This is a genomic window from Variovorax paradoxus (assembly GCF_022009635.1).
Lineage (GTDB): Bacteria > Pseudomonadota > Gammaproteobacteria > Burkholderiales > Burkholderiaceae_C > Variovorax.
Genome location: NZ_CP091716.1, coordinates 2,720,530 through 2,741,962 on the forward strand (window position 1 = coordinate 2,720,530; position 21,433 = coordinate 2,741,962).

General features: G+C 68.7%; 20 protein-coding genes. 3 read left to right on the forward strand and 17 right to left on the reverse strand.

What is annotated here, in order from left to right; translation table 11 throughout:
- Positions 1 to 7: 7 nt before the first annotated feature.
- Together L3V85_RS12615 and L3V85_RS12620 are read right to left on the reverse strand one after the other, a co-directional pair.
- On the reverse strand, positions 8 to 1,048 hold the full coding sequence (locus tag L3V85_RS12615) for an endonuclease/exonuclease/phosphatase family protein (protein ID WP_237679543.1): 1,041 nt from the start codon (positions 1,046 to 1,048) through the stop codon (positions 8 to 10).
- Between the two features lie 117 nt (positions 1,049 to 1,165).
- Complete coding sequence (locus L3V85_RS12620) at positions 1,166 to 2,971, reverse strand: DEAD/DEAH box helicase (RefSeq protein WP_237679544.1); 1,806 nt, start codon at positions 2,969 to 2,971, stop codon at positions 1,166 to 1,168.
- Between the two features lie 302 nt (positions 2,972 to 3,273).
- On the opposite strand from L3V85_RS12620, the gene ettA reads away from it, so the two are divergent.
- The gene (ettA, locus tag L3V85_RS12625; RefSeq protein ID WP_056587499.1) at positions 3,274 to 4,935 is read left to right on the forward strand and encodes an energy-dependent translational throttle protein EttA; all 1,662 of its coding nucleotides are present in this window, start codon (positions 3,274 to 3,276) and stop codon (positions 4,933 to 4,935) included.
- An 86-nt stretch (positions 4,936 to 5,021) separates the two neighbouring features.
- Here ettA and L3V85_RS12630 read toward each other — a convergent pair whose 3' ends face one another.
- The 5 genes from L3V85_RS12630 to L3V85_RS12650 form a co-directional block, all read right to left on the reverse strand.
- Entirely contained in the window at positions 5,022 to 6,401 is a 1,380-nt protein-coding gene (locus L3V85_RS12630; protein ID WP_237680550.1) for a bifunctional chorismate-binding protein/class IV aminotransferase, read from the reverse strand.
- A 49-nt stretch (positions 6,402 to 6,450) separates the two neighbouring features.
- Positions 6,451 to 8,178 (reverse strand): IS1634 family transposase, encoded by a 1,728-nt coding sequence (locus L3V85_RS12635; protein WP_237674302.1) that lies wholly within the window; start codon positions 8,176 to 8,178, stop codon positions 6,451 to 6,453.
- Positions 8,179 to 8,277: 99 nt separating this feature from the next.
- A complete protein-coding gene (locus L3V85_RS12640) occupies positions 8,278 to 8,733 on the reverse strand; it encodes a hypothetical protein (RefSeq protein WP_237679545.1) in 456 nt (151 codons plus the stop codon).
- Positions 8,734 to 8,752: 19 nt separating this feature from the next.
- Complete coding sequence (locus L3V85_RS12645) at positions 8,753 to 10,132, reverse strand: TAXI family TRAP transporter solute-binding subunit (protein WP_237679546.1); 1,380 nt, start codon at positions 10,130 to 10,132, stop codon at positions 8,753 to 8,755.
- Between the two features lie 21 nt (positions 10,133 to 10,153).
- Positions 10,154 to 11,182, reverse strand: a complete 1,029-nt coding sequence (locus L3V85_RS12650; RefSeq protein ID WP_237679547.1) for a P1 family peptidase — start codon at positions 11,180 to 11,182, stop codon at positions 10,154 to 10,156.
- A 40-nt stretch (positions 11,183 to 11,222) separates the two neighbouring features.
- Between L3V85_RS12650 and L3V85_RS12655 the strand changes: the two genes are divergently transcribed.
- On the forward strand, positions 11,223 to 12,518 hold the full coding sequence (locus L3V85_RS12655; protein ID WP_237679548.1) for an NAD(P)/FAD-dependent oxidoreductase: 1,296 nt from the start codon (positions 11,223 to 11,225) through the stop codon (positions 12,516 to 12,518).
- A 24-nt stretch (positions 12,519 to 12,542) separates the two neighbouring features.
- Here the strand turns inward: L3V85_RS12655 and L3V85_RS12660 are convergent, their stop codons facing one another.
- The 9 genes from L3V85_RS12660 to L3V85_RS12700 all read right to left on the reverse strand — a co-directional run bounded on the left by L3V85_RS12660 (position 12,543) and on the right by L3V85_RS12700 (position 19,140).
- Positions 12,543 to 12,833, reverse strand: coding sequence for a copper-binding protein (locus L3V85_RS12660; RefSeq protein ID WP_237679549.1), 291 nt, complete (start codon positions 12,831 to 12,833; stop codon positions 12,543 to 12,545).
- Positions 12,834 to 12,868: 35 nt separating this feature from the next.
- Positions 12,869 to 13,330 carry a DUF411 domain-containing protein gene (locus L3V85_RS12665; protein WP_237679550.1) on the reverse strand — a complete coding sequence of 154 codons (462 nt, stop codon included), beginning with the start codon at positions 13,328 to 13,330 and terminating at the stop codon, positions 12,869 to 12,871.
- A 13-nt stretch (positions 13,331 to 13,343) separates the two neighbouring features.
- Positions 13,344 to 13,868 (reverse strand): cupredoxin domain-containing protein, encoded by a 525-nt coding sequence (locus L3V85_RS12670; RefSeq protein ID WP_237679551.1) that lies wholly within the window; start codon positions 13,866 to 13,868, stop codon positions 13,344 to 13,346.
- 29 nt (positions 13,869 to 13,897) lie between these two features.
- Positions 13,898 to 15,289, reverse strand: coding sequence for a multicopper oxidase family protein (locus L3V85_RS12675; RefSeq protein WP_237679552.1), 1,392 nt, complete (start codon positions 15,287 to 15,289; stop codon positions 13,898 to 13,900).
- A 1-nt stretch (position 15,290) separates the two neighbouring features.
- Positions 15,291 to 16,754 carry a TolC family protein gene (locus L3V85_RS12680; RefSeq protein ID WP_414080229.1) on the reverse strand — a complete coding sequence of 488 codons (1,464 nt, stop codon included), beginning with the start codon at positions 16,752 to 16,754 and terminating at the stop codon, positions 15,291 to 15,293.
- Between the two features lie 86 nt (positions 16,755 to 16,840).
- Positions 16,841 to 17,272: a hypothetical protein gene (locus L3V85_RS12685; RefSeq protein ID WP_237679553.1), complete on the reverse strand. Its 432-nt coding sequence runs from the start codon at positions 17,270 to 17,272 to the stop codon at positions 16,841 to 16,843.
- 40 nt (positions 17,273 to 17,312) lie between these two features.
- Positions 17,313 to 17,600 (reverse strand): hypothetical protein, encoded by a 288-nt coding sequence (locus tag L3V85_RS12690; protein WP_237679554.1) that lies wholly within the window; start codon positions 17,598 to 17,600, stop codon positions 17,313 to 17,315.
- On the reverse strand, positions 17,597 to 18,592 hold the full coding sequence (locus L3V85_RS12695) for a glycerophosphodiester phosphodiesterase (protein WP_237679555.1): 996 nt from the start codon (positions 18,590 to 18,592) through the stop codon (positions 17,597 to 17,599). The genes L3V85_RS12690 and L3V85_RS12695 overlap by 4 nt, the downstream gene beginning before the upstream one ends.
- 5 nt (positions 18,593 to 18,597) lie before the next feature.
- On the reverse strand, positions 18,598 to 19,140 hold the full coding sequence (locus L3V85_RS12700; protein ID WP_237679556.1) for a DUF1439 domain-containing protein: 543 nt from the start codon (positions 19,138 to 19,140) through the stop codon (positions 18,598 to 18,600).
- 264 nt (positions 19,141 to 19,404) lie between these two features.
- Here L3V85_RS12700 and L3V85_RS12705 point away from each other — a divergent pair, with 264 nt between their 5' ends.
- Positions 19,405 to 20,946, forward strand: a complete 1,542-nt coding sequence (locus L3V85_RS12705; RefSeq protein ID WP_237679557.1) for a glycosyltransferase family 39 protein — start codon at positions 19,405 to 19,407, stop codon at positions 20,944 to 20,946.
- Here L3V85_RS12705 and L3V85_RS12710 read toward each other — a convergent pair.
- A complete protein-coding gene (locus L3V85_RS12710; protein ID WP_237679558.1) occupies positions 20,943 to 21,431 on the reverse strand; it encodes a GNAT family N-acetyltransferase in 489 nt (162 codons plus the stop codon). The two genes, L3V85_RS12705 and L3V85_RS12710, sit on opposite strands and share 4 nt — an antisense overlap.
- Positions 21,432 to 21,433: the final 2 nt, after the last annotated feature.

Below are 21,433 nucleotides of genomic sequence, written 5' to 3' on the forward strand. Positions count from 1 at the left end.
CGCGCGCTCAGCTCGTGCGCAGCCGCAGCAGGGCGCGCACGAAACCGTGGTCGGAGCGCGAGCGGTCGCGCCCTTCGTGCAGGTGGTCGTTGAAGTAGTCGACGCGTCGCACGTCGCCCAGGCTGTGGCGGCTGCCGGCCACGAACTCCTCGCTCACCAGGATCTGGTCGAGCACTTCCGGAAAGCCCTGGTGGATGTGCGAGTAGGCCACGTCCTTCTTGAGCGCCGACTCGCCCTGCATCTCGTAGGCGTTGAACAGCGCCACGTCGCGCGCGGCCTTGTCGTAGGCCACGTCGGAGGTGGCGGCCACCAGTTGCGTGGTCACGCTGTGCGGGTTGTCGTTGAAGTCGCCCATCACCACCAGCGGCATGTTGGTGCCCTGCAGCAGGTCGATGACGATGCAGCGCAGGGCCGCGGCTTCCGCGCCGCGCATCAGCAGCGAGCGCAGGGAGGCCATCGCGCCGACCTTGCGGTCGTCGCGGTCCTCCAGATGGTTGCCCTGCGCATCCTGCAGGAACTTCGGCCGCTTGGACTTCAGGTGCGCCGTGAGCACATGCACCTGCTGGCCGTGCTTCATGCGCACCGTGGCCAAGAGGGGCGGGCGTTCGAAGCGGGTGTGCGCGCCCAGGCCCGGCACCTCGACGCCGAAGCCCGGCGGGAAGTCGACGAAGGAGCGGAGCTCGTCCACCTTGAGCCGCGTCGCGATGCCCACGCGCGGCGTGCCTTGCGCGCCCGGCCTGGCCGGCGTGCCGGCGGGGCTGCCGGGCGGCGGCGTGTTCTCGGCTCCGGGCGCCGAGACGAAGTCGTAGCGCAGGCCGCTGCGCGCGATGGCGGCTTTCAGCGCCGCTTCGTCCCACACTTCCTGCACCGCCAGCACGTCGGCATTGAGTGCATGGAAGCGCTCGCCGGTCCAGTCGATCTTGCGTTCGTACTCGCGCTCGGTGTAGGCGTCCTGGTTCTCGTAGTACGCGCGGTTCGGGTTCGCGAGGTTCAGGAGGTTGCAGGTGGCGACGAAGAGCGTGGCGTAGTTGGGCGGGATGTATTGCATGGCGCAACAATTGTGGCCCGAGCCGGGCAGCGCCATGCCGGCAACGAAAAAGGGCACCGAAGTGCCCTTGATCAGGTTCCGGGCAGGCGTATGTGCTGCCCGGATGCGTCGTGCGCTTCAGCGACCGAACGAACGGCCACCGCCGCCGCCGGAGCGGCCACCACCACCGCCGTAGCCGCCGCCACCACCCGAGCGGCCACCGCCGCCCGAACGGTTGCCGCCGCCGTAGCCGCCGCCACCGCCGCCCGGACGTCCACGCCCGCGGCCGCCACCCATGTGGTCGACGCTGGTGCGCAACGGATCCGGCTGGCCCGCGCCGCCGCCGACTGCTTCGGCACGCAGGTGCGCGACCTGGTTGGCTTGCGTGGGACTGTGGCTGTTGCCGTGATGGCGCGGCTGGCGCTCGTCATGCGGCTGATGGGCTTGCTGGTGCGGTGCATGGTGCGGCGCGCGTGCCGGACCCTGCGGGCCGCGGCCTTGCGGTGCGCGAGCACCACCGCCGCCAGGACCGCGCGGGCCTTGACCCTGGCCCTGGCCGCCGCCATTGGCGCCGCGGCCTTGACCGCCGCCCTGGCCACCGCCGCGGCGCTGACCGCCTCCATTGCCGCCGCCACCGCCGTTGCCGCCACCCTGGCCGGCCTTGTTCTCGCGGATGCGTTGCAGCATCTCGGTGCGGGCGGCCTTGGCGGCAGCCTGCATCACGTCGCGGCTCGGCGGACGGCCGGCGCCGCCCCAGATCGTCTGGCGACCCATGGCGATGGGTTCGGCGCGTTCGCCTTCTTCAGGACCGAAGCCCTCGACGATCTGCACGGGAATCGTCTGCTTGGTGAAGCGCTCGATTTCCTGCATGAAGCCTTCTTCGTCCAGGCACACGAAGCTCACGGCCTCGCCGCTCGAGCCGGCGCGGCCGGTACGGCCGATGCGGTGCACGTAGTCTTCGCTGACGTTCGGAATTTCGTAGTTCACGACGTGCGGCAGCTCGTCGATGTCGATGCCGCGGGCCGCGATGTCGGTGGCCACCAGTGCGCGGATATCGCCGCTCTTGAAGCCGGCCAGCGCCTGCGTGCGGGCGCTCTGGCTCTTGTTGCCGTGCAGCGCCATCGCCTCGATGCCGTTCTTGGTGAGGAATTCGGCCACGCTGTTGGCGCCGAACTTGGTGCGCGTGAACACGAGCACCTGGCTCCACTTGTTCTCGTTGATGATGTGCGCGAGCAGCGCCTTCTTCTTGCCGCGGCCCACGGGGTGGATCACCTGGGTGATGCGCTGCACCGTGGTGTTGCGCGGCGTGACCTGGATGCTCTGCGGGTTCTTCAGTAGCGTGGAGGCCAGGTCGCGGATGTCGTCGCTGAAGGTGGCCGAGAACAGCAGGCTCTGCTTTTCCTTGGGCACCAGCGCCAGGATCTTCTTCACGTCGTGGATGAAGCCCATGTCGAGCATGCGGTCGGCTTCGTCCAGGATCAGCATCTGGACCTGGCTCAGGTCGAGCATGCCTTGCTGCTGCAGGTCGAGCAGGCGGCCCGGGGTGGCCACGAGGATGTCGACGCCCTTCTTGAGCTTGCTGATCTGCGGGTTCATGCCGACGCCGCCGAAGATCACGGTCGAGTCGAGCTGCAGGTACTTGCCGTAGGTGCGCACCGACTCTTCGACCTGGGCCGCGAGTTCGCGGGTGGGGGTCAGCACGAGGGCGCGGATGCCGGTGCCGCCGAACTTGTTGGTGGCGCTGCGGCTCATGCTGAGCTTGTGCAGCATGGGCAGCGTAAAGGCCGCGGTCTTGCCGGTGCCGGTCTGGGCGCCGCCGAGCAGGTCGTGGCCGTCGAGGACGGCGGGGATGGCTTGCGCCTGGATGGGGGTCGGGGTGTCGTAACCGTGCTCGTGCACAGCCTTCAAGATGGCGGGAGCCAGCTTCAGTTCATCAAAATTCATTGGAAACAATAAGCGCCATACACGGCGCAGTGGCATCGGCCCGCTTGGCGTCTTGTTGACGCCGAGCCAGTCAAGGCAGATGAAGGTCAGGGGTGGGAGCCGGAAAGTCCGCCCTCGCAAAAGGGTTGTTGGATTGGAGCTTTCTTCGTCCCCGGCAGAGAGCCGGTGTTGCGGGCAACTGGACCCGGCAACGGTGACTATTGTCGCATGAGTCGATAATCGGTGGTTTGCCGCGCCCGAATGCTCCTTTCTGGCGCCCGCGCTTTTCCCCGAATCTTTGTACCCAAGGTAACTACTCCCAGATGGCTCAATACGTCTATTCGATGAACCGTGTCAGCAAGACCGTGCCGCCCAAGCGGCAGCTCTTGAAAGACATTTCGCTGTCCTTTTTCCCAGGCGCCAAGATCGGCGTGCTCGGCCTGAACGGCTCGGGCAAGTCCACGCTGCTCAAGATCATGGCGGGTGTGGACAAGGAATTCGAGGGCGAGGCGCTGCCCATGCCGGGCATGACGATCGGCTATCTGGAACAGGAACCCAAGCTCAACACCGAGCACACCGTGCGCGAATCGGTCGAGGAGTCCATGGGTGCGGTGTTCGCGGCCAAGGCGCGCCTCGAAGAGGTGTACATCGCCTATGGCGCCGAAGACGCCGACTTCGACGCGCTGGCGGCCGAGCAGGCCCAGCTCGAAGCCATCATCGCCACCGCCGGCACCGATTCCGAGCATCAACTGGAAATCGCCGCCGACGCCCTGCGCCTTCCGCCGTGGGACGCGAAGATCGGCCTTCTGTCGGGCGGCGAAAAGCGTCGCGTGGCGCTGTGCCGCCTGTTGCTGTCCAAGCCCGACATGCTGCTGCTCGACGAGCCGACCAACCACCTGGACGCCGAATCGGTGGAGTGGCTCGAAGTGTTCCTGCAGCGCTTCACGGGCACCGTGGTGGCCATCACCCACGATCGCTACTTCCTCGACAACGCGGCCGAGTGGATCCTGGAAATGGACCGCGGTCGCGGCATTCCATGGAAGGGCAACTACAGCACCTGGCTCGAGCAGAAGGGCGAACGCCTGGCGCAGGAGCAAAAGAGCGAAGAAGCCCACGCCAAGGCACTGAAGAAGGAACTGGAGTGGTCGCGCCAGAACCCGAAGGCACGCCAGGCCAAGAGCAAATCACGTCTCGCCCGCTTCGAAGAGCTGAGCGACATGGAATACCAGAAGCGCAACGAAACGCAGGAAATCTTCATTCCCGTGGCCGAGCGGCTGGGCCAACAGGTGTTCGAGTTCCACGGCGTGAGCAAGTCCTTCGGCGACCGCATGCTCATCGACAACCTGAGCTTCACCGTGCCGCCGGGCGCGATCGTCGGCATCATCGGCCCCAACGGCGCCGGCAAGTCGACGCTGTTCAAACTGCTCGCGGGCAAGGAAAAGCCGGATTCGGGCGAAGTCGTCATCGGCCAGACCGTGAAGATGGCCTTCGTCGACCAGCATCGCGACGAGCTGGCCAACCAGAAGACCGTGTGGGAAGACATCTCGAACGGCCTGGACATCATCAATGTCGGCAAGTTCCAGATGGCCAGCCGCGCGTATGCGGGCCGCTTCAACTTCAACGGCGCTGACCAGCAGAAGAAGGTCGGCACGCTGTCGGGCGGTGAACGCGGCCGCCTGCACCTGGCCAAGACGCTGATCGCCGGCGGCAACGTGCTGCTGCTTGACGAACCGTCGAACGACCTGGACGTGGAAACCCTGCGCGCCCTCGAAGACGCGCTGCTCGAGTTCGCCGGCACGGTCATGGTGATCAGCCATGACCGCTGGTTCCTCGACCGCATCGCCACCCACATCCTGGCCGCCGAAGGCGACAGCCAGTGGACCTTCTTCGACGGCAACTACCAGGAGTACGAAGCCGACAAGAAGAAGCGCCTGGGCGAAGAAGGCGCCAAGCCCAAGCGCATGCGCTACAAAGCCCTCAAGTAATCCTCAGGCCGATCCATTCGGCTACGACCAAAGCGCGCGGTTTCGAAAGGGGCCGCGCGCTTTTTTCATCGTGCGCCGTTGCCGAACTATTCTTGAGGAAGCCGCAGCTCGGCGTCGATCCAGCCGCGCAGGCTGTTCACGAAGGCCATTGCCTGCACGCGCGGCAGATCGTCCAGCCGCACGACCGCTTCCGCGAGCTGACCGCTGCGCAGGCGCATGGCGCGGCCGATGCCGCCCAGCAGGCCGCAGTGCAACGGCGGCGTGACCCAGCGGCCGTCCAGCAGCAGCGCGATGTTGCCGCGCGTGCATTCGGTGATCTCGCCTTCGCGGTTCCAGAGCAGCGTGTCGAACACACCCGGCGCGGTGGGCGCGAAGGCTTCGTAGTGGGCGCGGCGGGTGGTCTTGAAGCGGGTGAAGTCGCTGCCCGATTCGTCGAACGCACGGTCCGCTAGCTGCAGCCGCACGCGCGCGGGCGGTGCTTCCATCGCGAAGGCCTCGGCGCGGGGCGTGCCGCGAGCATCGAGCAGCAGGCGCACGCGCCATGCGCCGCTGGTGTGCCGGCCCTGAAGGCGATGCAGGCACTCGGCGACGAGCGCTTCGTTCCACGCATAGTCGAAATGCCGGGCGGCATTTGCCATGCGGTCGAGGTGCGCCGCTGCATCGCGCAGTTCGCCGTCCACCAGCGCCAGCGTCTCGAGCAGATCGAAAGGCGGCCGCTCGTCGCGCAGCGTGGGCGACAGAAAGGCGCGCTTGTGCCGCCATTCTTCCCATTCGGCATCGGCCTGTGCATCGGCGGTGATGCCGCTTCCGATGCCGCAACGCGCCTCGTTGCCGCGCAGCGTCACCGTGCGGATCGGTACGTTGAAGGTGGCGTGGCCGCCGGGCCGCACCACGCCGACCGCGCCGCAATACACGCCGCGCGCCTCGGGCTCCAACTCTCGGATCAGCCGCATCGCGCTGACCTTGGGCGCCCCGGTGATCGAGCCGCAGGGGAACAGCGCAGCGAACACATCGGCCAGCGAGGTGCCGTCGCGCACCAGCGCCTCGACATCCGAGGTCATCTGCCACACGGTAGGCAGCGCTTCGGTATGAAAAAGCCGCGGCACGCGCACCGAAAAAGGCCGGGCCACGCGCGACAGGTCGTTGCGGATCAGGTCCACGATCATCACGTTCTCGGCCCGCTCCTTGGGCACCGTGCGCAGCCGCAGGGCGTGTGCGTCGTCTTCCGCCGGGGTGGCGCCGCGCGGCGCCGTGCCCTTCATCGGGCGCGCGAGGATGCGCTCGCCTTGCCAGTCGAAGAACAGCTCGGGCGAGACCGACAGCACCTGCTCTTCGCCGCTGTCGATGAAGGCGGTGTAGCCACCGGGTTGCGCTTGCCGCAGCGCAAGGAACCATTCGCGCGCATCGCCCTGGAAGCCGGCGCGCAGCGCGGCCGTGTAGTTGACCTGATAACCCGAGTTCGACACCAACCGCGCTAAGTGCTTGATTTGTATGGGCCAAGACTCTCGGCTGCCACTACAGCAGGCTCAATTGGGTGTCTTGCTGGGGTTTTTTGATCTTCAGTGCGGCCAGCACATCGGTCTGGCGTTGGACGATGGAAGAGACGCCCGCAATGGGCGCGGCATTGTTGATGCTCACACGGTGGCGCTGAATTCGCCGCAAGTCCGCCAGGGCAGCCTCCGGTGACAAATCGCTGCCACTCATCTTCAGGCGCTGGCGCATCACGCGGTACAGGATCAGGGCCAGCATGCAAATGCTCGCATGCGCCTTGATGCGCTCGGGCAGGCGGTGGAACACCGGCGCAATCTCGATCTCCGACTTCAGCACCCGAAATCCCCGTTCGATGTCTGCCAGTGCCTTGTAGCGCTGCACCACCTCTTTGGGTGTCAAGTCCGCCACGTTGGTCACCAGCAGCAGCTTGCCATCCATCGCCTGGGCGCGGGCCAGAGCTGCCTGGTCGATGTCATACGTGAACAGATCGGCATGCAAATCGACCTTGATGATGCGCTTGAGGTGCGCCTCGCTCACCTCATGGAAGAAGCGTGCCGTCACACCCGCATCAGACAGCTTTCTACCCCGGTGTGCCTTGCCTGCATCTTGCGAATCGAGCTTGCCCACCAGCTGGTCGGCGCGCTGGCGCAATTGGTCAATGCGCGCCTGACGACTGGCAGTCTGCTCGGCCGCCTGCTGCGGGTTATGGGCCGCCACCAGACGAAGACCCTGCCATTGCGCCTCATCGATAGTCTCTTCTGTCGTTTCTTGCTCTGATGCGCGGGCTCGGGCTCGGGCGTTGATCGGCTCCAGTATGTCTGCGAACTCGCCATAGCGCCGCCCCGGCACTGCCAGGATGAACTCCAGCGCTTGATCGGTTGATCCGCTGGCCCCACCCGACAAGCGCAACTCGGACAAGGCCTCTATGTTGTCCAGCGAAAGCAGCCCACGGTCAGCCACCACCACCAGGCGGCGGATGTGCGGGTAACGCGCCATCACCTTCTTCAAGGTCGGCTCCAACGTCGGTGCCTCGGCTGTGTTGCCCGCAAACACCTCGTGATAGATAGGCATGCCGTCGGCTGTTTGCACCACGCCGAGCATGAATTGGCGCACCACCATGCCTTCCTTGGACATCCCATAGCGGCGCACGTCACCCTCTTGCTGGCTCAGTCCTTGGGCGCGGATGGTGGTCAGGTCGTAGAACACCACCGACAGATCCTCATCAATCAGCGGGCGCAAAAGGCCCGCCACGCATTCATCCACCGCGTCCTGGTGGTCCATGAGCGCATCCATGCTGCGCAGCAGTTGCTGGTGGGTGAGTGCCTCTGCATCGATACCCGGCATGCTGACGGTTTGCAGCCAGCGCAGCACCCCGAGCTTGGAGTCGGGGTCGCACAGCCGGTTAAAGACCATCACCCGCAGGGCATGCTCGATGGGGTTGGTAAAGCGTGCGCGGCGAAAGACAGCAGCCAAGCCATCGAAACCCAACTCGTGCCAGAGTTGATCCAGCGCCCAGACATCGCCCAGGGCCAGTGCGGATTCAAAACGCACCTGGGGAACGGATGTCTCACTCAGTGAGCGACCCTTGGCGCGAAGCAGACCGCCCAGCAGTGAGTCGACTTGTCCATCTGTTTCGTCCACCCGCCCGATGGTGGCCAGCGTGCGCTGGCGGGGTTTGCCGTGTTCGTCTCGGAAGGACTCCACCAACTGGGCGTAGGTGTGGCCGCCTGAGCGGGTGAGCTTGATGAACATAGAAGAAGTGTAGCAAAAAAATACGGGCAATTGCCAACACATCAGCAATAAAACATTGCCACTACATAAAAATCAAAACGCCTCAGCTAAGTGCTTGATTCATATGGCACCGGTCCGCGAAAACATCGGAAAACGGCGGTTTGGTGTCGAACTCGGGTGATAAAGCTCGCCATTCGCAATGGTGCGGTGGATGGCGTGCATGCTTTGGTCGAAGGCCGCGCGGGGCAGGCTGCATTGCCAGTCGACCGAAGGCGCGGTGGGCGCGGTGGGCGCGACGTCGGGCCAGGGCAGTGCTTGGTCGTGCACGCCGAACCATGCCAGCGGGCCGTCGGCTTCGTGCACCACGAATGCGGGGTCGAAGGCCGTGGCGGCCTCGTAGCGGAGGTAGCCCACGCACCAGCGGCCCTCGCGTGCCATCGCCTCGACGGCCTCCAGCACCGGCCGCACCTCGCCGGCGGTCCGCGCCACCAGCACGCGCGACGGCGCGCCGAAGGCCATGCGCAGCCGGCGCGCGCCGTCGCCGCGCGGCTCCGCGAAATCGATCAGCGCGCTCAAGCCGGAAAGCGTCTTGCCGTCACCCTGCATTGCTCGTTGCGGCCACCACCGGCTCGGCTTCCGGCGTGCCCCGCGCGAGCACGCGCTTGCGCACCGCATAGATGTTGTTGCGCAACGCGTAGAGCTCGTCGGCGTACGACAGCGGCACCGCCACCTTGTTGACGGTGCGGTCGAGCTGGTCGAGGTCGTCCAGCAGCGCCTTCTGCTCGCCCTTGTGCGCATCGACCTTGGCCTCGATGTCGCGCAGCCGCGCATACCAGCGGAACACGCGGCGGCGCACGCGGAACTGGTAGAGCGGCGGCACCACGCGGCTCAGCGGCAGCATCAGCACCAGCAGGCCGCCCAGCACGAGCCACATGCGCTCGACCAGGTTGCTGGCCCAGAACGGCAGGTAGCGCTGCCAGGCCGGCGGCGTGCCGTTGATGGCACGGTCGCCTTCGGGGCTCACCGGCAGTTCGCTGGTGCGCGTGTTGGGGAAGTCGCGTGCCCGGTTGAACCAGCCCGCGCCGCTGTGCAGCGTCTGCGCCGACTGCGCGAACAGCTGCCGCAGGGCGGGGTGCGTCGCGTCGCGCGACAGCAGCGACGTGGTGGCCGCGAGCAGCGACACATCGTGCGGCGGCAGGTCCTTGGCCAGGTCGACCACGCCGCGCGGCAGCGTCACAGCCGACAGGAACGGGAAGCGGCGCGAGTAGGCGTCGGCCTGGCCGAAGTCCATGAGCTTGATGTCGTCCGAGCGCAGCAGGTGTTGCACCTGGGGCGACTGCGGCGCCGACGACAGCACGATGGCGTCGAGCAGCCCGGCCTGCAGCGCCTCGGCGGCGGCGGCCTGTTCGAGGTTCGACAGCAGCAGGTCGTCGGGGCCGAGCCGGTTGGCCTTGAGCATGCGCTCCATGATGTCGGGCAGGCCGCTGCCCGGCAGGTCGACGTTCACGCGCAGGCCGCGCAGTTGCGTGAGCGATGTCAGCGTGCCGGTCTTCTTGTCGATCTTCTGCGCCGAGTCGGCGCGGTAGAACAGCCAGATCGGCTCGAAGAACAGGCTGCCGAGCGAGGTCAGGCCGGCTTCCTCGTCGGCCACCGGGTCGGCGCTGCCGCCGCGCACGAAGCCCACGTCGGCGCCGCCCGTGCGCAGAAGCTGCAGGTTCTCGGTCGAGCCCGAGGTGGGCTTGAGCTCCACCTCGATGCCGGCGCGCTTGAGCGCTTCCGCATAGTGCTTGCCGAACTGCGCGTAGGCGCTGCCCGTGGGACCGGTGGCGAGCGTGACGTGCTTGGGCGGTTGCGGCTGCAGCCACCAGTAGGCGGCCACCAGCAGGCCGATCACGATGAACACGATCGGACCCGCCGAAGCGATCAGGTCGCGGATCGACAGCAGGATCAGCTTCAAGGTTCTGGGGAACGCCATGGTGGTCTTCTCGTGAAGTGTTCAGCCGCGCGCCGCGCCGAGGTCGGCGGCACAGGGAATGTGCAGCTCGCCCACCGTCACCGCGCGCGCCGCATGCACCGCGCGCAAGGTGGCAATGGCAACCGCTTCGGCGGCCATGGTGCTGAGCACCGTCATGCCCGGTGCGTTGCCTTCCAGCGGCACCCGGCCGGTGGCCAGCGCGAACAGCGTGTCGCCGTCGCTCATGGTGTGCACCGGGTTGATGGCGCGGGCCAGCCCGTCGTGCGCCACGTTGGCGAGGCGGTTGGCCTGCACCTTGGTGAGCACCGCGTCGGTGGCGATCACGCCGATGGTGGTGTTGGTGCCCGCCAGCAGCGGCTTGGGCAGCTCGCCGCGCAGCAGCGCGCGGCGGGTGTCGAGCAGCGACTTGCCGTCTTCGGTGCGCGCGCCGGCCACGGGCTGGCCGGTGTTGTGGTCGATCACGTCGCCCAGCGAGTTGACGGCGATCAGCGCGCCGACGGTGACGCCGCCGACCTTGACCGACGCGGTGCCGATGCCGCCCTTCATCGCGCGGTTCACGCCGAAGAGCTTGCCCACCAGCGCGCCGGTGCCCGCGCCCACGTTGCCCTCCGCGGGCGCCGCGGTGCTGGCGGCCTCGCAGGCGGCATAGCCGGCGGCGGCGTCGGGGCGGATGCGCGCATCGCCCATCGGCAGGTCGAACAGCACGGCGGCGGGCACGATGGGCAGGGTGCCGAAGCGCACGTCCATGCCGATGCCGCGCTCTTCCATCCAGCGCATGGCGCCCTCGGCGGCGGCCAGGCCCCAGGCGCTGCCGCCCGCGAGCATCACGGCATGCACCTGCTGCACCAGGTTGCCGGGCGCGAGCAGGTCGGTCTCGCGCGTGCCGGGCGCGGCGCCGCGCACGTCGACACCGCCCACGGCGCCGTCGCGCGCCATGATCACGGTGCAGCCGGTGGGGCGGCGGGTGTCGGAGAAATGGCCGACTTCGATGCCGGCGACGTCGGTGATGGAACCGGCGGAATGGGAGAGTGTGGAAGAGGGGGCTGACATGGCGGCCGATTATGAGACCGCATCCTCTACGATCTGCGCCATGACGGTTGCAAGAAGTTTCTCTTCCGCGGGCACTGCCCGACACGTGGTGGTGATCGGCGCTGGCGCGGTCGGAAGCGCCACCGCCATCGAGGCGCTGCGCGCGGGCCTGCGCGTGACGGTGGTGGAGCCCGGCGAGCCGGGCGGCCAGCACGCAACCAGCTACGGCAATGCCGGCTGGCTCTCGTCGCACTCGGTGGTGCCGCCCGCGCTGCCGGGTGCATGGCGCAAGGTGCCGGGCTGGCTGGCCGATCCGCTCGGACCGCTGGCCCTGCGCTGGCGCTACCTGCCGCGCGCCTTGCCGTGGCTGCTGCGCTACCTGGCCTCGGGCTGGACCGAGGCGCGCGTGCAGCGCACCGCCGACGCGCTGCGCACGCTGCTGGCCGATGCCCCGACGCTGCACGCGCAACTGGCCACCGAAGCCGGCGTGCCCCAGCTCATCGAGCAGCGCGGGCTGCTGCATGCCTACCGCTCGCGCGCGGAGTTCGAAGGCGACGCGCTCGGCTGGCGCGTACGCCGGCGCACCGGAGTGCAGTGGGAAGAGTGGCCGGAGGAAGAACTGCGCCGCCGCGAACCCGACCTCGACGCGCGCTACACGCTCGGCGTCTTCGTGCCCGAAGCCGGCCACTGCCGCAACCCGGGCGCCTACGTGGCCGCGCTGGCACGGCATGCGCTCGATGCAGGCGCCGAACGCATCGCAACCCGCGCGACGGGCTTCCGCATCGAGGGCGGCCGGCTGCGCGCCGTGCTCACCGAAAGCGGCGAGATCGTCTGCGACGGTGCCGCCGTCTGTGCCGGCGCGCGTTCCGGCCCGCTGGCCGCCGCGGCGGGCTCCGCGGTGCCGCTGGAGTCGGAGCGCGGCTATCACGTGGTCGTCGAGGACGCCAAGGTCGGCCCGCGCACGCCGACGATGGTGGCCGACGGCAAGCTCATCGCGCATTGGATGGACGGCGGCCTGCGCGCGGCGGGGCAGGTGGAGATCGCCGGCCTCGAGGCCGCACCCGACTGGCGGCGTGCCGAGATCCTGCATGCGCATCTGCGATCGATGTTCCCTTCGCTTGCCCGGGCCGAGCCGGGTGCGACTTCCGTCAGGCACTGGCTGGGACATCGCCCGAGCCTGCCCGACGGGCTGCCCTGCATCGGCCCGGCGGCCGCCACTTCGGACGTGGTGCTGGCCTTCGGGCATGGCCACGTCGGCCTGTGCGGCTCCGCGCGCACGGGGCGGCTGGCCGCGCAGCTGCTCGCGGGCGCCGCGCCGGAGATCCCGCTGGCGCCCTTCGACCCGGCGCGCTTCTAGCGTTCGGCGCGCGCCAGTTCGGCCTCAGTTCGCCGGTGTCAGCGACAGCACGGTGAGCGCGCCGTCGACCTTGTCGGCCGTGAACTGCACCTTGTCGCCCGGCTTCACCTTGGCGAGCAGCGCGGGGTCGCTCACGCGGAACACCATCGTCATGCCCGTCATCTCGAGGTTGGGAATGTCGCCGTGCCTCAGCGTGATCTTCTTCGCGTCGACATCGATCTTGCGCACCTCGCCTTCGACGGAAGGCAGCGCGGCCTGGGCGAAGGCCGCGGCGGCGAGCAGGGCGGCGGACAGGGCGGTGAACAGTTTTTTCATGATGATGTGTTTCCTGTAAGAGGTTGCCTGGTGATTCAGCGGTGGCTCTGGAAGACGCGGGTGCTGCCGTCGGCCAGCACGAGCAGCACGTCGTAGGGATCGCGGCGGTCGCCGTAGGCGGGGCCGTCCATGCCCGGCGAGCCGATCGGCATGCCGGGCACCGCGAGGCCGACGGCCTTGGGCTTTTCCTTCAGCAGGCGGTGCACGTCGCTCGCGGGCACGTGGCCTTCGATGGCGTAGCCGCCGACCCGCCCGGTGTGGCAGGAGCCCAGCTTGGCGGGAATGCCCAGCCGCTCGCGCGCGGCGGTGTTGCCGTCGTCGTGCACGCGCGTGGCGAAGCCGTTCTTGTTGAGGTGCTTCACCCAGTCCTGGCAGCAGCCGCAGCTCGGGTCTTTCCAGATCTCGACCATGGGCGCGGCGGCCAGGGCGGAGAGCGGCAGGGTGGATGCGAGCGCGAGCAGCGGGGCCGTTCGCTTGAGCAGGGTTCGTCGTTGCATGGCGTGTTCCTCGTCAGGGTTTGGTTCTTGCGGCGGCTGCCAGCACGCGCACGCGGCCGGCCATGCCGAGTTCGTAGTGGTCCTTCACCAGGCAGGCGAAGTCGAAGTCGCCGGCGCGGTTGAAGGTCCAGACCATGTCGCCGGTCTTGCCCGGGGGCACATGCACCATCCACGGGTCGTCGTGCTCCATGCCCGGGAATTTCTTCATCATGGCTGCGTGCGCCTCGATCTCGGCGGTGGTGCCGAGCACCAGTTCGTGCAGGTCCTTGCCGCGGTTCTTCAGGCGCAGGCGGATGGTGTCGCCTTCGCGCACTTCGATGACCGAGGGCGTGAAGGTCATGTCGTCGGCCATCGCGATGTCGATGGTGCGTTTCACCGCGCTGGCCTTGCCGGCGATGCCCCAGGGCTTCTGCTCCGGCGCGAGCGCGGCGGCGGCGCCGGCCGGCTTGGGGCCGTTGTGGGCCTCGTGCGCCTGCGCGGCGGAGGCGGCTGCCGCAAGCGCAAGGCAGGCGGCGATGGATGCGAGTGTCTTGTTCATGAGGTGGGTTCCAAGAAAGAGTCGGAGGGTCAGTGGTCGTGGGCGCCCTGGCCCGAAGGCTTGCGCACGCTGGCGTCGGTCTTGTTGCTGTTGTCGTTGCCGGCGGAAGGCGTGCTGCGAGTGGCCGGCGGCACATTGGCCCCCGGAACTTCGCGCGCGACCGTGCCCGCCGGATGCCTGAACCAGCCCGGGTCGCGGTAGTCGCCCGTCTTCTGGTCGCGCCGCACCTTCAGCAGCGTGAACATGCCGCCCATCTCGGCCGAGCCGAAGGGGCCGGTGCCGGTCATCATCGGCACGGTGTTGTCGGGAATGGGCATCTCCATCTCGCCCATGTCGGCCATGCCCTTGTCGCCCATCACCATGTAGTCGGGCACGAGCTTGCGGATCTTCTCGGCCACGCCCTTCTGGTCGACGCCGATCATGGTCGGCACCTCGTGGCCCATCGGGCCCATGGTGTGGTGCGCCTTGTGGCAGTGCAACGCCCAGTCGCCTTCCTCGTCGGCGATGAACTCCATCTGCCGCATCTGGCCCACCGCCACGTCGACCGACACCTCGGGCCAGCGCGCGGTGCGCGGCACCGGGCCGCCGTCGGTGCCCGTCACCTCGAACTCGTGGCCGTGGATGTGGATCGGGTGGTTGGTCATCGTGAGGTTGCCCACGCGGATGCGCACCCGGTCGCCGCGGCGCACGTTCAGCGTGTCGATGGCCGGGAACACGCGGCTGTTGAAACTCCAGATGTTGAAGTCGGTCATGGTGTTGACCTTGGGCGTGGCGCTGCCGGGCTCCACGTCGAAGCTGCCGAGCAGGAAGCAGAAGTCGCGCTGCACCGGCTCGATCAGCGGATGGCTGTTTTTCGGGTGCGTGACCCAGAAGCCCATCATTCCCATGGCCATCTGCACCATCTCGTCGGCGTGCGGGTGATACATGAAGGTGCCGGGCCGGCGCGCGGTGAACTCGTAGACGAAGGTCTTGCCCGGCGGGATGTGGGGCTGCGTGATGCCGCCCACGCCGTCCATGCCGTTGGGCAGGCGCTGGCCGTGCCAGTGCACGGTGGTGTGCTCGGGCAGCCGGTTGGTCACGAAGATGCGCACGCGGTCGCCCTCGACCACCTCGATGGTCGGGCCGGGCGACTGGCCGTTGTAGCCCCACATGTTGACCTTGAAGCCCGGCGCCATCTCGCGCACCACGGGCTCGGCGACGAGGTGGAATTCCTTGACGCCGGCGTTCATGCGCCAGGGCAGCGTCCAGCCGTTGAGCGTGACGACGGGGTTGTAGGGCCGGCCGTTGGGCGGCATGAGCGGCGGCGCGGTGGCTGTCGAGCCCTGCGACACCGGCTCCGGCAGCGCGGCCATGGCCACGCGGCTCACCGTGGTGGCGGCAACGGCGGTGGCCGCGCCGGCGAAGAAGTTGCGACGGTTCATGTCAGTGGCCTCCCGCCGCGGGTGTTTCGCCGGCCGCCGCGGTCTGCAGCGCCGTCATGCCTCCGGGCGAGCTGCCCGTGAGCACCAGTTGAAGATCGGTGTCCGCCAGCCAGAAGTCGCGCTGCGCCTCGATGCCGGCATTCACCGCGAGCACGCTGGCGCGGGTTTCGCCCAGCAGTTCCCACACGCTCGCGAGCATGCCGTTGTAGCGCAGCACCATCTCTTCGTTGACCTGCTTGCGCAGCGGCAGCACCTCGTCGCGGTAGCGGCGGGCAATGGCGTATGCCGTGTTCCAGCCTTGCCATGCCTCGCGCGCCTCGCTCGCGGCCAGCACGCCCACGTCGCGCACGCGGGCGGCCGATTGCAGGTACAGCGCCTCGGCGCGGCCGTTGCGTGCCTGGCCCCAGTCGAAGATGGGAATGGGCAGGTCGAGCTCGAAGCCGCGCTTGGTGCTGCGCGAGCGGTCGGCGCCGTTGTCGAACTTGGTGTTGCGCACCACGCCGAGCTCCATCGCATTGATCACGCTGGTGGCGTGCGTGAGGCCAAGCGAGCTGGCCACCGCCGTGTTCTGCGCGGTGGCCGAACGCACGTCGAGCCGGTCGCGCAGCGCCAGCGCCTGCACGTCGCCGAGTTCCGGCGCGGCCTTGGGCAGCGGCGGCAGGCGGTCGGGCAGGGTGTAGGCGGTATCGCCGCCGCTCAGGCCGAGCAGCCGGGTGAGCTGCTCGCGCGAGGCGACGGCGGCCTGCTCGGCGCGGGCGAGCTGCGCCGAGGCGTCGGCCAGCAGCAACTGTTCGCGCGTGCGCTGCAGCGTGCTCCAGTTGCCGGCCTTGGCCATGCGGTGCGCGAGTTCGGCGCCGGCTTCGGCGGCCTCCTTCGCGTCGCGCAGATAGGCCACGCTCTGCTGCGCGGCCACCGCGCGCACCCAGGCGCGGCGGGTGTCGGCGGCCAGCACCAGCACGCTCTGCGCCGCCTGCAGCTTGGCCGACTCATGCCGCTGGCCGGCCCAGCGCGCCTGCCACGGCAGCGTGAGCAGGCCCACCACGTTGAAGCTCAGCATGCGCTCTATTTCGCGCTCGCTGCCTTCGGTCAGGCGGCTGATGGCGAACACCGGATTCGGCAGGCTCGCGGCCTGTACGCGGTCGGCGTCGCTCAACTGCAGCGTGGCGAAGGCATCCTGCACGCGCGGGCTGTTGACCAGCGCGATGCGCACCGCGGCCTCGGCATCCAGCGGCTGCGCGAGCAGCTCGCCAATGCGCTTGCGCGAGGCATCGTCCGGCGCGCGCTGGGCCGTGGCGCCGGCCATCAGCGGGTTGCCGGAGGTCAGCGCCTGCACGTCGGCGCTGCCGCCGTCGGATGAAAGGCTGGCACAGCCGGCCAGCACCAGGGCAGCGGCCAGCGCGGCCGTGGTCCGGATGAATGAAACGGAAGAAGGGGAATCGCGGCCGGCGGGCGGCCGGCCAATGATGAGGGTCACGCTCGATCTCCATGAGCAATACGACGGACGCCGCGAGCCGGAACAGGCTCACCGCGGACGGACTACGGGCAGGGAGATCAGGAAATGGGCGGTTTCAGGCCCGGGGCGGGCTCCGCGCTGGCGAAACGGGCCGCGTGCGCGGCGGGCGGCGCCTGGGGGGCGCTGTGCACGATGGCCACGAGGGGCATGCCGCCGAGCGCCACCGTGTGGCAGACCTGGCAGGCGGTGCAGGTGCCGCAGCCCTGGTGGCCGGCGTTGTTGTCGTCGTGGCTGCTGCCGTCGTCGTGCGGACCGGCGTGGTGCTCGGCCATGGACATCGCCATGTGGTCCATGCCGTCGCCGGCTTCCGCCATCGCCTCGTGGCAGTGGGCTTCCGTGGCCGCCGTGGCCATCGAAACGGCGGACGCCGCCGGCAGCGAATGCCGCACCATCTCCACCGCCATGGCGTCGCCGAGCCAGCCGCGAATGGGCAGCAGGGCGATCATCAGGGCGAGCAGCAGGGTGCGCATGGGGCGGGATGATAAACCGGCGACTTGCCAGGCCGGCGACTTATGCCACCAGCTGGCCGCGGGCCTTGTCGGCCCACACCTTCAGGTTGTCGAGCAGGTCCTTCTGGCTGAAGGAGCAGCTCTCCTCGCTGAAGAGCGCGCTCGACTCGAGCCGGTCGAGCAGGTTCAGCAGCACCTCGCCGTAGCGCGGCGGCAGAGCCGCGAGCAGCTCGGCGCTGGCGCGCGCGTCGTCGGACAGCGCGGTGACGGAGCCGCCGCTGCCGCCTTGCAGCGCCTCGATGCGCCTTGCCAATGCGTCGAGCTGGGTGGAAGCAAGCTCGCGGCTCATCGCGCGGCCTTTCCGGGCGGCGGCAGGGGCAGCCCGCGTTCGCGCATCAGGTCGCGCAGCACGTCGGGGTAGTCGGTGATGATGCCGTCGGCGCCCCAGTCCATCAGCCGCAGCATGTCGGCGCGCTGGTTCACGGTCCAGGGCAGCACCGTCATGCCGAGCTTCTGCGCTTCCTTGATGACCGCGGGCGACAGGTCGGCATAGGCCGGCGACCAGATCACCGGCCCGGGTCCGTTGGCGGCCGCGGCCTTGACCATCTGCGGCACCGACGCGAAGTTCGAAAGCTCCAGGCCGGCGGTCCAGCGGCGGTCCTGCAGCGTGCGGGGCGTCGTGAGGTAAGCGCGCGGCAATTGCGGCGCGAGCTGGCCGACCAGCGCCAGCGTGCGCCAGTCGAAGCTCTGGATGGTCACGCGGCCGGCCATCTTCGCCTTGTCGATCTCGGCCAGCAGCGCGCGCACCATCGGCTCGGGCGCGGCGGTTTCGGCGGGCTTGTTCGGATCGATCTTTGTCTCGATGTTGAAGCGCACCGTGGCGGCATTGGCGCCGCGCGCCTGCACCCGCTCGAACAGCGCGGCCAGCGTCGGAATGCGTTCGCCGTCGCGCGGCTGCTGCAGCGCGAACTGCTTGCCGTAGTTGCTCGACGGGTTCAGCCGGCCCACGTCGTAGGTCTGCAGCTGCGCCAGCGTGAGCGAGCGGATCGCCGCGCCGCTCTTCGGCGCCAGCCAGGCGCCGCTGGCGTCGCGCGTGTGGTCGGGGTTGAGCGAAGTGTCGTGCGAGATCACGACTACGCCGTCGGCGGTGAGGCCGATGTCGAGTTCGAGCGTGGTCACGCCCAGGTCGATGGCGTTGTCGAACGCCGCCAGCGTGTTCTCGGGCGCCAGGCCCCGTCCGCCGCGGTGGGCTTCGAGGTCGAAATGCTGCTTGGCCGTGGGCATGATGGCCGCGCAGCCGGCGGCCAGCAGCACGGTAGCGGCGAGGAGCGTGAATTTCATCTTCTTCATTTGAGCTGCACCTTGATGCCGTTGTCGGACACGGTGATGTCGCCGATCTCGTAGGTCTTGCGGCCGACCGTCAGCTCGTCGGCGGTGAAGCTGCGCAGCACCTGGCCCTGCAGCAGTTCCTGCGCGACCACGGCGCCGACCTTCTGCAGCCGCTCGGCGTCGCGTCCCTCGATCCCCTGCAGCTCGATCCGCTCCGCCTTGGGCTGGTCGAGCCGCAGCGCGCGCGTGGCGGCGTCGTATTTCAGCGCGCTGCTGACCGACACCACGCCCTGTACCGGCGACGCGGCCAGCAAGGGGCTCGCGATGGTCAGCGTGGCCGTGATGGCGGCGCGGTTGTTGCGCGCATCCAGGCCCAGCTGCGGGTCGCGCAGGCCGACCATGAAGATCTCCGCGTACCGCTCGGCCACCGGAAAGCGCCTGGCGATCTGCGCCTGCAGCTCGTCGCGCGTGGCCGTGTATTCGCTGGTGAAGAAGTTGAAGCCGGCCAGCGCCGCGAACGGCGCCTGCAGGGCCGCGGCGCCCAGCAGCGCGCGCAGCATCCGACGGCGGAAGGGGACGGGGGCAAGAGTGCGGATGTGCATACCTCGCCGAGCTTGCCACAGGCAAAAACGTTCCCTGCGGGCGAGTGTTGTTAGTTCGCTCTTTTTGTCTGGCGGGTAAAGTTTTGTAATGAAATTTGGTTAATATGCCGGCCGCGCACCAGGCAGCATCTTCTGCAGCGGCAGGAATGTCACCCATGCGAGCGATCGGGGCTGCGGCAGGAGTCCGCCCCGTCCGACCCCTCTCACGGATGGTTTCCACACATGCTGCTTCAGTCCGACAGCCGGGCGAGTGTCCCCGGGCGTCCGGCGCTCGACCTCGGCGCGCTGCTGCCTTCTTCACGCTTTCCCGCCGCCCGCACGTCCGAGGTCGCGCTGTGGATGGCGGTCTGGGCGATCGCGTGGATCACGCTGCTTTCCGCGCTGACCTGGTCGCCGCCAACCGACTCGGTGGAGCAGCTCACCTGGGTGCGCTCCGTCGAATGGGGCTACTACAAGCATCCGCCGCTGCCGACCATCCTGATCTGGCCGCTGGTGCGGGTCTTCGGTATTCATGAATGGGTCGTGGGCGCGGCCGGGGCGCTGGTCATCTCGGCGGCGCTGCTGATCTCCTGGCGGCTGGTGCGCGAACTGGCCGGCCGGCACTTCGCCGCGCTGGCGCTGCTGGGCTCGCTGTGCATCACCTACTACAGCACCCGCACCAATTTCTACAACCACAACACGGTGCTGCTGCCCTTCGTGGCCGCCGCCGCGTGGTTCTGCTGGCGGGCTTTTGCCGACCGCTCGCAGGGCGCCTGGCTCGCGCTGGGTTTGATGCTCGGGCTGGGCGCGCTGGCCAAGTACCAGGTGGCGCTGGCGGGCGTGTCCGTCATCGCCTTCTGGCTCGTGAAGCGCGGCTGGCGCGACATGCTGCATGTGCGCGGCCTGCTGTCGGCCGGCTTCGTCGCGGCGCTCGTCTTCGCGCCGCACCTGTGGTGGCTGGTGGCGCACGATTTCCTGCCGTTCCAGTACGCCAGCCGTACCTCGCTGGGCGCGGCCTTGCCCTGCGTGCAGCGCGCCGCGCATGCGCTGCACTGGCTGGCCGACCAGTGCAACCGGGCCAGCCCCGCGCTGCTGCTGGCGGCCGGCCTGCTGTGGAAGACCCGCCGCGCGGCCGTGGTGCCGCCCGGCGTGCTGTCGGCGCGCGAGGTGCCGGCGGTTCACCCCGACGCCAGGCTCTTTCTTTTTGCCTGGGGCCTGCTGCCGTTGCTGACCATCGTGCTGATCGGGCTCGCGACCGGGGCCGACCTGCAGTTCCAGTGGGGCACTGCCTTCATGTCGTTCACCTGCGCGGCGCTGATGCTGTTCGTTCCCGCCGAGCGCTGGCAGCGCATCGCATGGCGCCACGCGCTGGCCGGCTTCGTGGTCGTGCAACTGCTGCTGGTGGCCATGGCCTGGGCCACGTCGCCGGTGAGCGGGCTGGGCCTGTCGAAGAGCCGCTCGGCCGATTTCCGCTCGGCGAACCTGGCGGCGCGCATCGGTCCGCAAGCCCGCATTGCGCTGGACGGGCCGATCCGCGTGATCACCGGGCCCGCACGCATCGCGAGTGCGCTGTCACTGCGACTGTCCGAGCGTCCGCTGGTGCTGCTGGAAGGCGATCTGGTCGCAAGTCCCTGGGTGTCGCCCGCGCAGATCGAGCGCTACGGCGTGCTGTGGGTCGGCGACGACCACTTGGCGCCGCCGCCGGGGCTCAATGTCCATTGGGAGACGGAGCAGCTCTGGTGGGCCGTGCAGCAGCCGGCGGAGGGGCGCGTCGACGCGTACTAGCCGCCGAGCGGCAGCTCATAGCGCGCGAAAGCGCCACTCTGCTTGCGGATCTCGCTGTGCAGAGAGAACCCGAAGCCTTCGTACAGCCTGCGAAGCGGCGCCCGGTCGGCCACGCAGTCGAGCCGCAGCCAGGGTCGGCCGAGGCCGCGCGCATGTTCGCGCGCAAAGCCCAGCAGCGCGGCCGGCACGCCTTGCCCGGCCCAGGCCCTGCGCACCGCCAGCTTGTGCACGAACACCGAACTCCCGCTTTCGATCTCGGGCCAGAAGTGCGGGTCTTCGAGGTCGAGCCTGACGACGCCCGCCACTTCGCCGCCATTGCGCGCGATGAAGTAGCCGCCGGCCTCTGTGTCGCGCCGGATGCGTTCGGGCGCGATGTCGGTTGCCGTCCACAGCGGCCGGCCTTCGGCGGCGATCCATTGCGCGGCTTCGCTCAGCACGGCCGCGACGGTGGCGGCCTCCTCGGGGCGGGCTTGTTCGATCTGCATGG

Bases quoted from the DNA above. Each gene is read 5' to 3' on its own strand.
- L3V85_RS12700 (WP_237679556.1), bottom strand. From the start codon at position 19,140: ATGCTGCGCGCGCTGCTGGGCGCCGCGGCCCTGCAGGCGCCGTTCGCG.
- L3V85_RS12665 (WP_237679550.1), bottom strand. From the start codon at position 13,330: ATGCAACGACGAACCCTGCTCAAGCGAACGGCCCCGCTGCTCGCGCTC.
- L3V85_RS12635 (WP_237674302.1), bottom strand. From the start codon at position 8,178: ATGTTCATCAAGCTCACCCGCTCAGGCGGCCACACCTACGCCCAGTTG.
- ettA (WP_056587499.1), top strand. From the start codon at position 3,274: ATGGCTCAATACGTCTATTCGATGAACCGTGTCAGCAAGACCGTGCCG.
- L3V85_RS12685 (WP_237679553.1), bottom strand. From the start codon at position 17,272: ATGCGCACCCTGCTGCTCGCCCTGATGATCGCCCTGCTGCCCATTCGC.
- L3V85_RS12615 (WP_237679543.1), bottom strand. From the start codon at position 1,048: ATGCAATACATCCCGCCCAACTACGCCACGCTCTTCGTCGCCACCTGC.
- L3V85_RS12695 (WP_237679555.1), bottom strand. From the start codon at position 18,592: ATGAAATTCACGCTCCTCGCCGCTACCGTGCTGCTGGCCGCCGGCTGC.
- L3V85_RS12690 (WP_237679554.1), bottom strand. From the start codon at position 17,600: ATGAGCCGCGAGCTTGCTTCCACCCAGCTCGACGCATTGGCAAGGCGC.
- L3V85_RS12645 (WP_237679546.1), bottom strand. From the start codon at position 10,132: ATGGCGTTCCCCAGAACCTTGAAGCTGATCCTGCTGTCGATCCGCGAC.
- L3V85_RS12660 (WP_237679549.1), bottom strand. From the start codon at position 12,833: ATGAAAAAACTGTTCACCGCCCTGTCCGCCGCCCTGCTCGCCGCCGCG.
- L3V85_RS12650 (WP_237679547.1), bottom strand. From the start codon at position 11,182: ATGTCAGCCCCCTCTTCCACACTCTCCCATTCCGCCGGTTCCATCACC.
- L3V85_RS12620 (WP_237679544.1), bottom strand. From the start codon at position 2,971: ATGAATTTTGATGAACTGAAGCTGGCTCCCGCCATCTTGAAGGCTGTG.
- L3V85_RS12675 (WP_237679552.1), bottom strand. From the start codon at position 15,289: ATGAACCGTCGCAACTTCTTCGCCGGCGCGGCCACCGCCGTTGCCGCC.
- L3V85_RS12710 (WP_237679558.1), bottom strand. From the start codon at position 21,431: ATGCAGATCGAACAAGCCCGCCCCGAGGAGGCCGCCACCGTCGCGGCC.
- L3V85_RS12705 (WP_237679557.1), top strand. From the start codon at position 19,405: ATGCTGCTTCAGTCCGACAGCCGGGCGAGTGTCCCCGGGCGTCCGGCG.
- L3V85_RS12670 (WP_237679551.1), bottom strand. From the start codon at position 13,868: ATGAACAAGACACTCGCATCCATCGCCGCCTGCCTTGCGCTTGCGGCA.
- L3V85_RS12655 (WP_237679548.1), top strand. From the start codon at position 11,223: ATGACGGTTGCAAGAAGTTTCTCTTCCGCGGGCACTGCCCGACACGTG.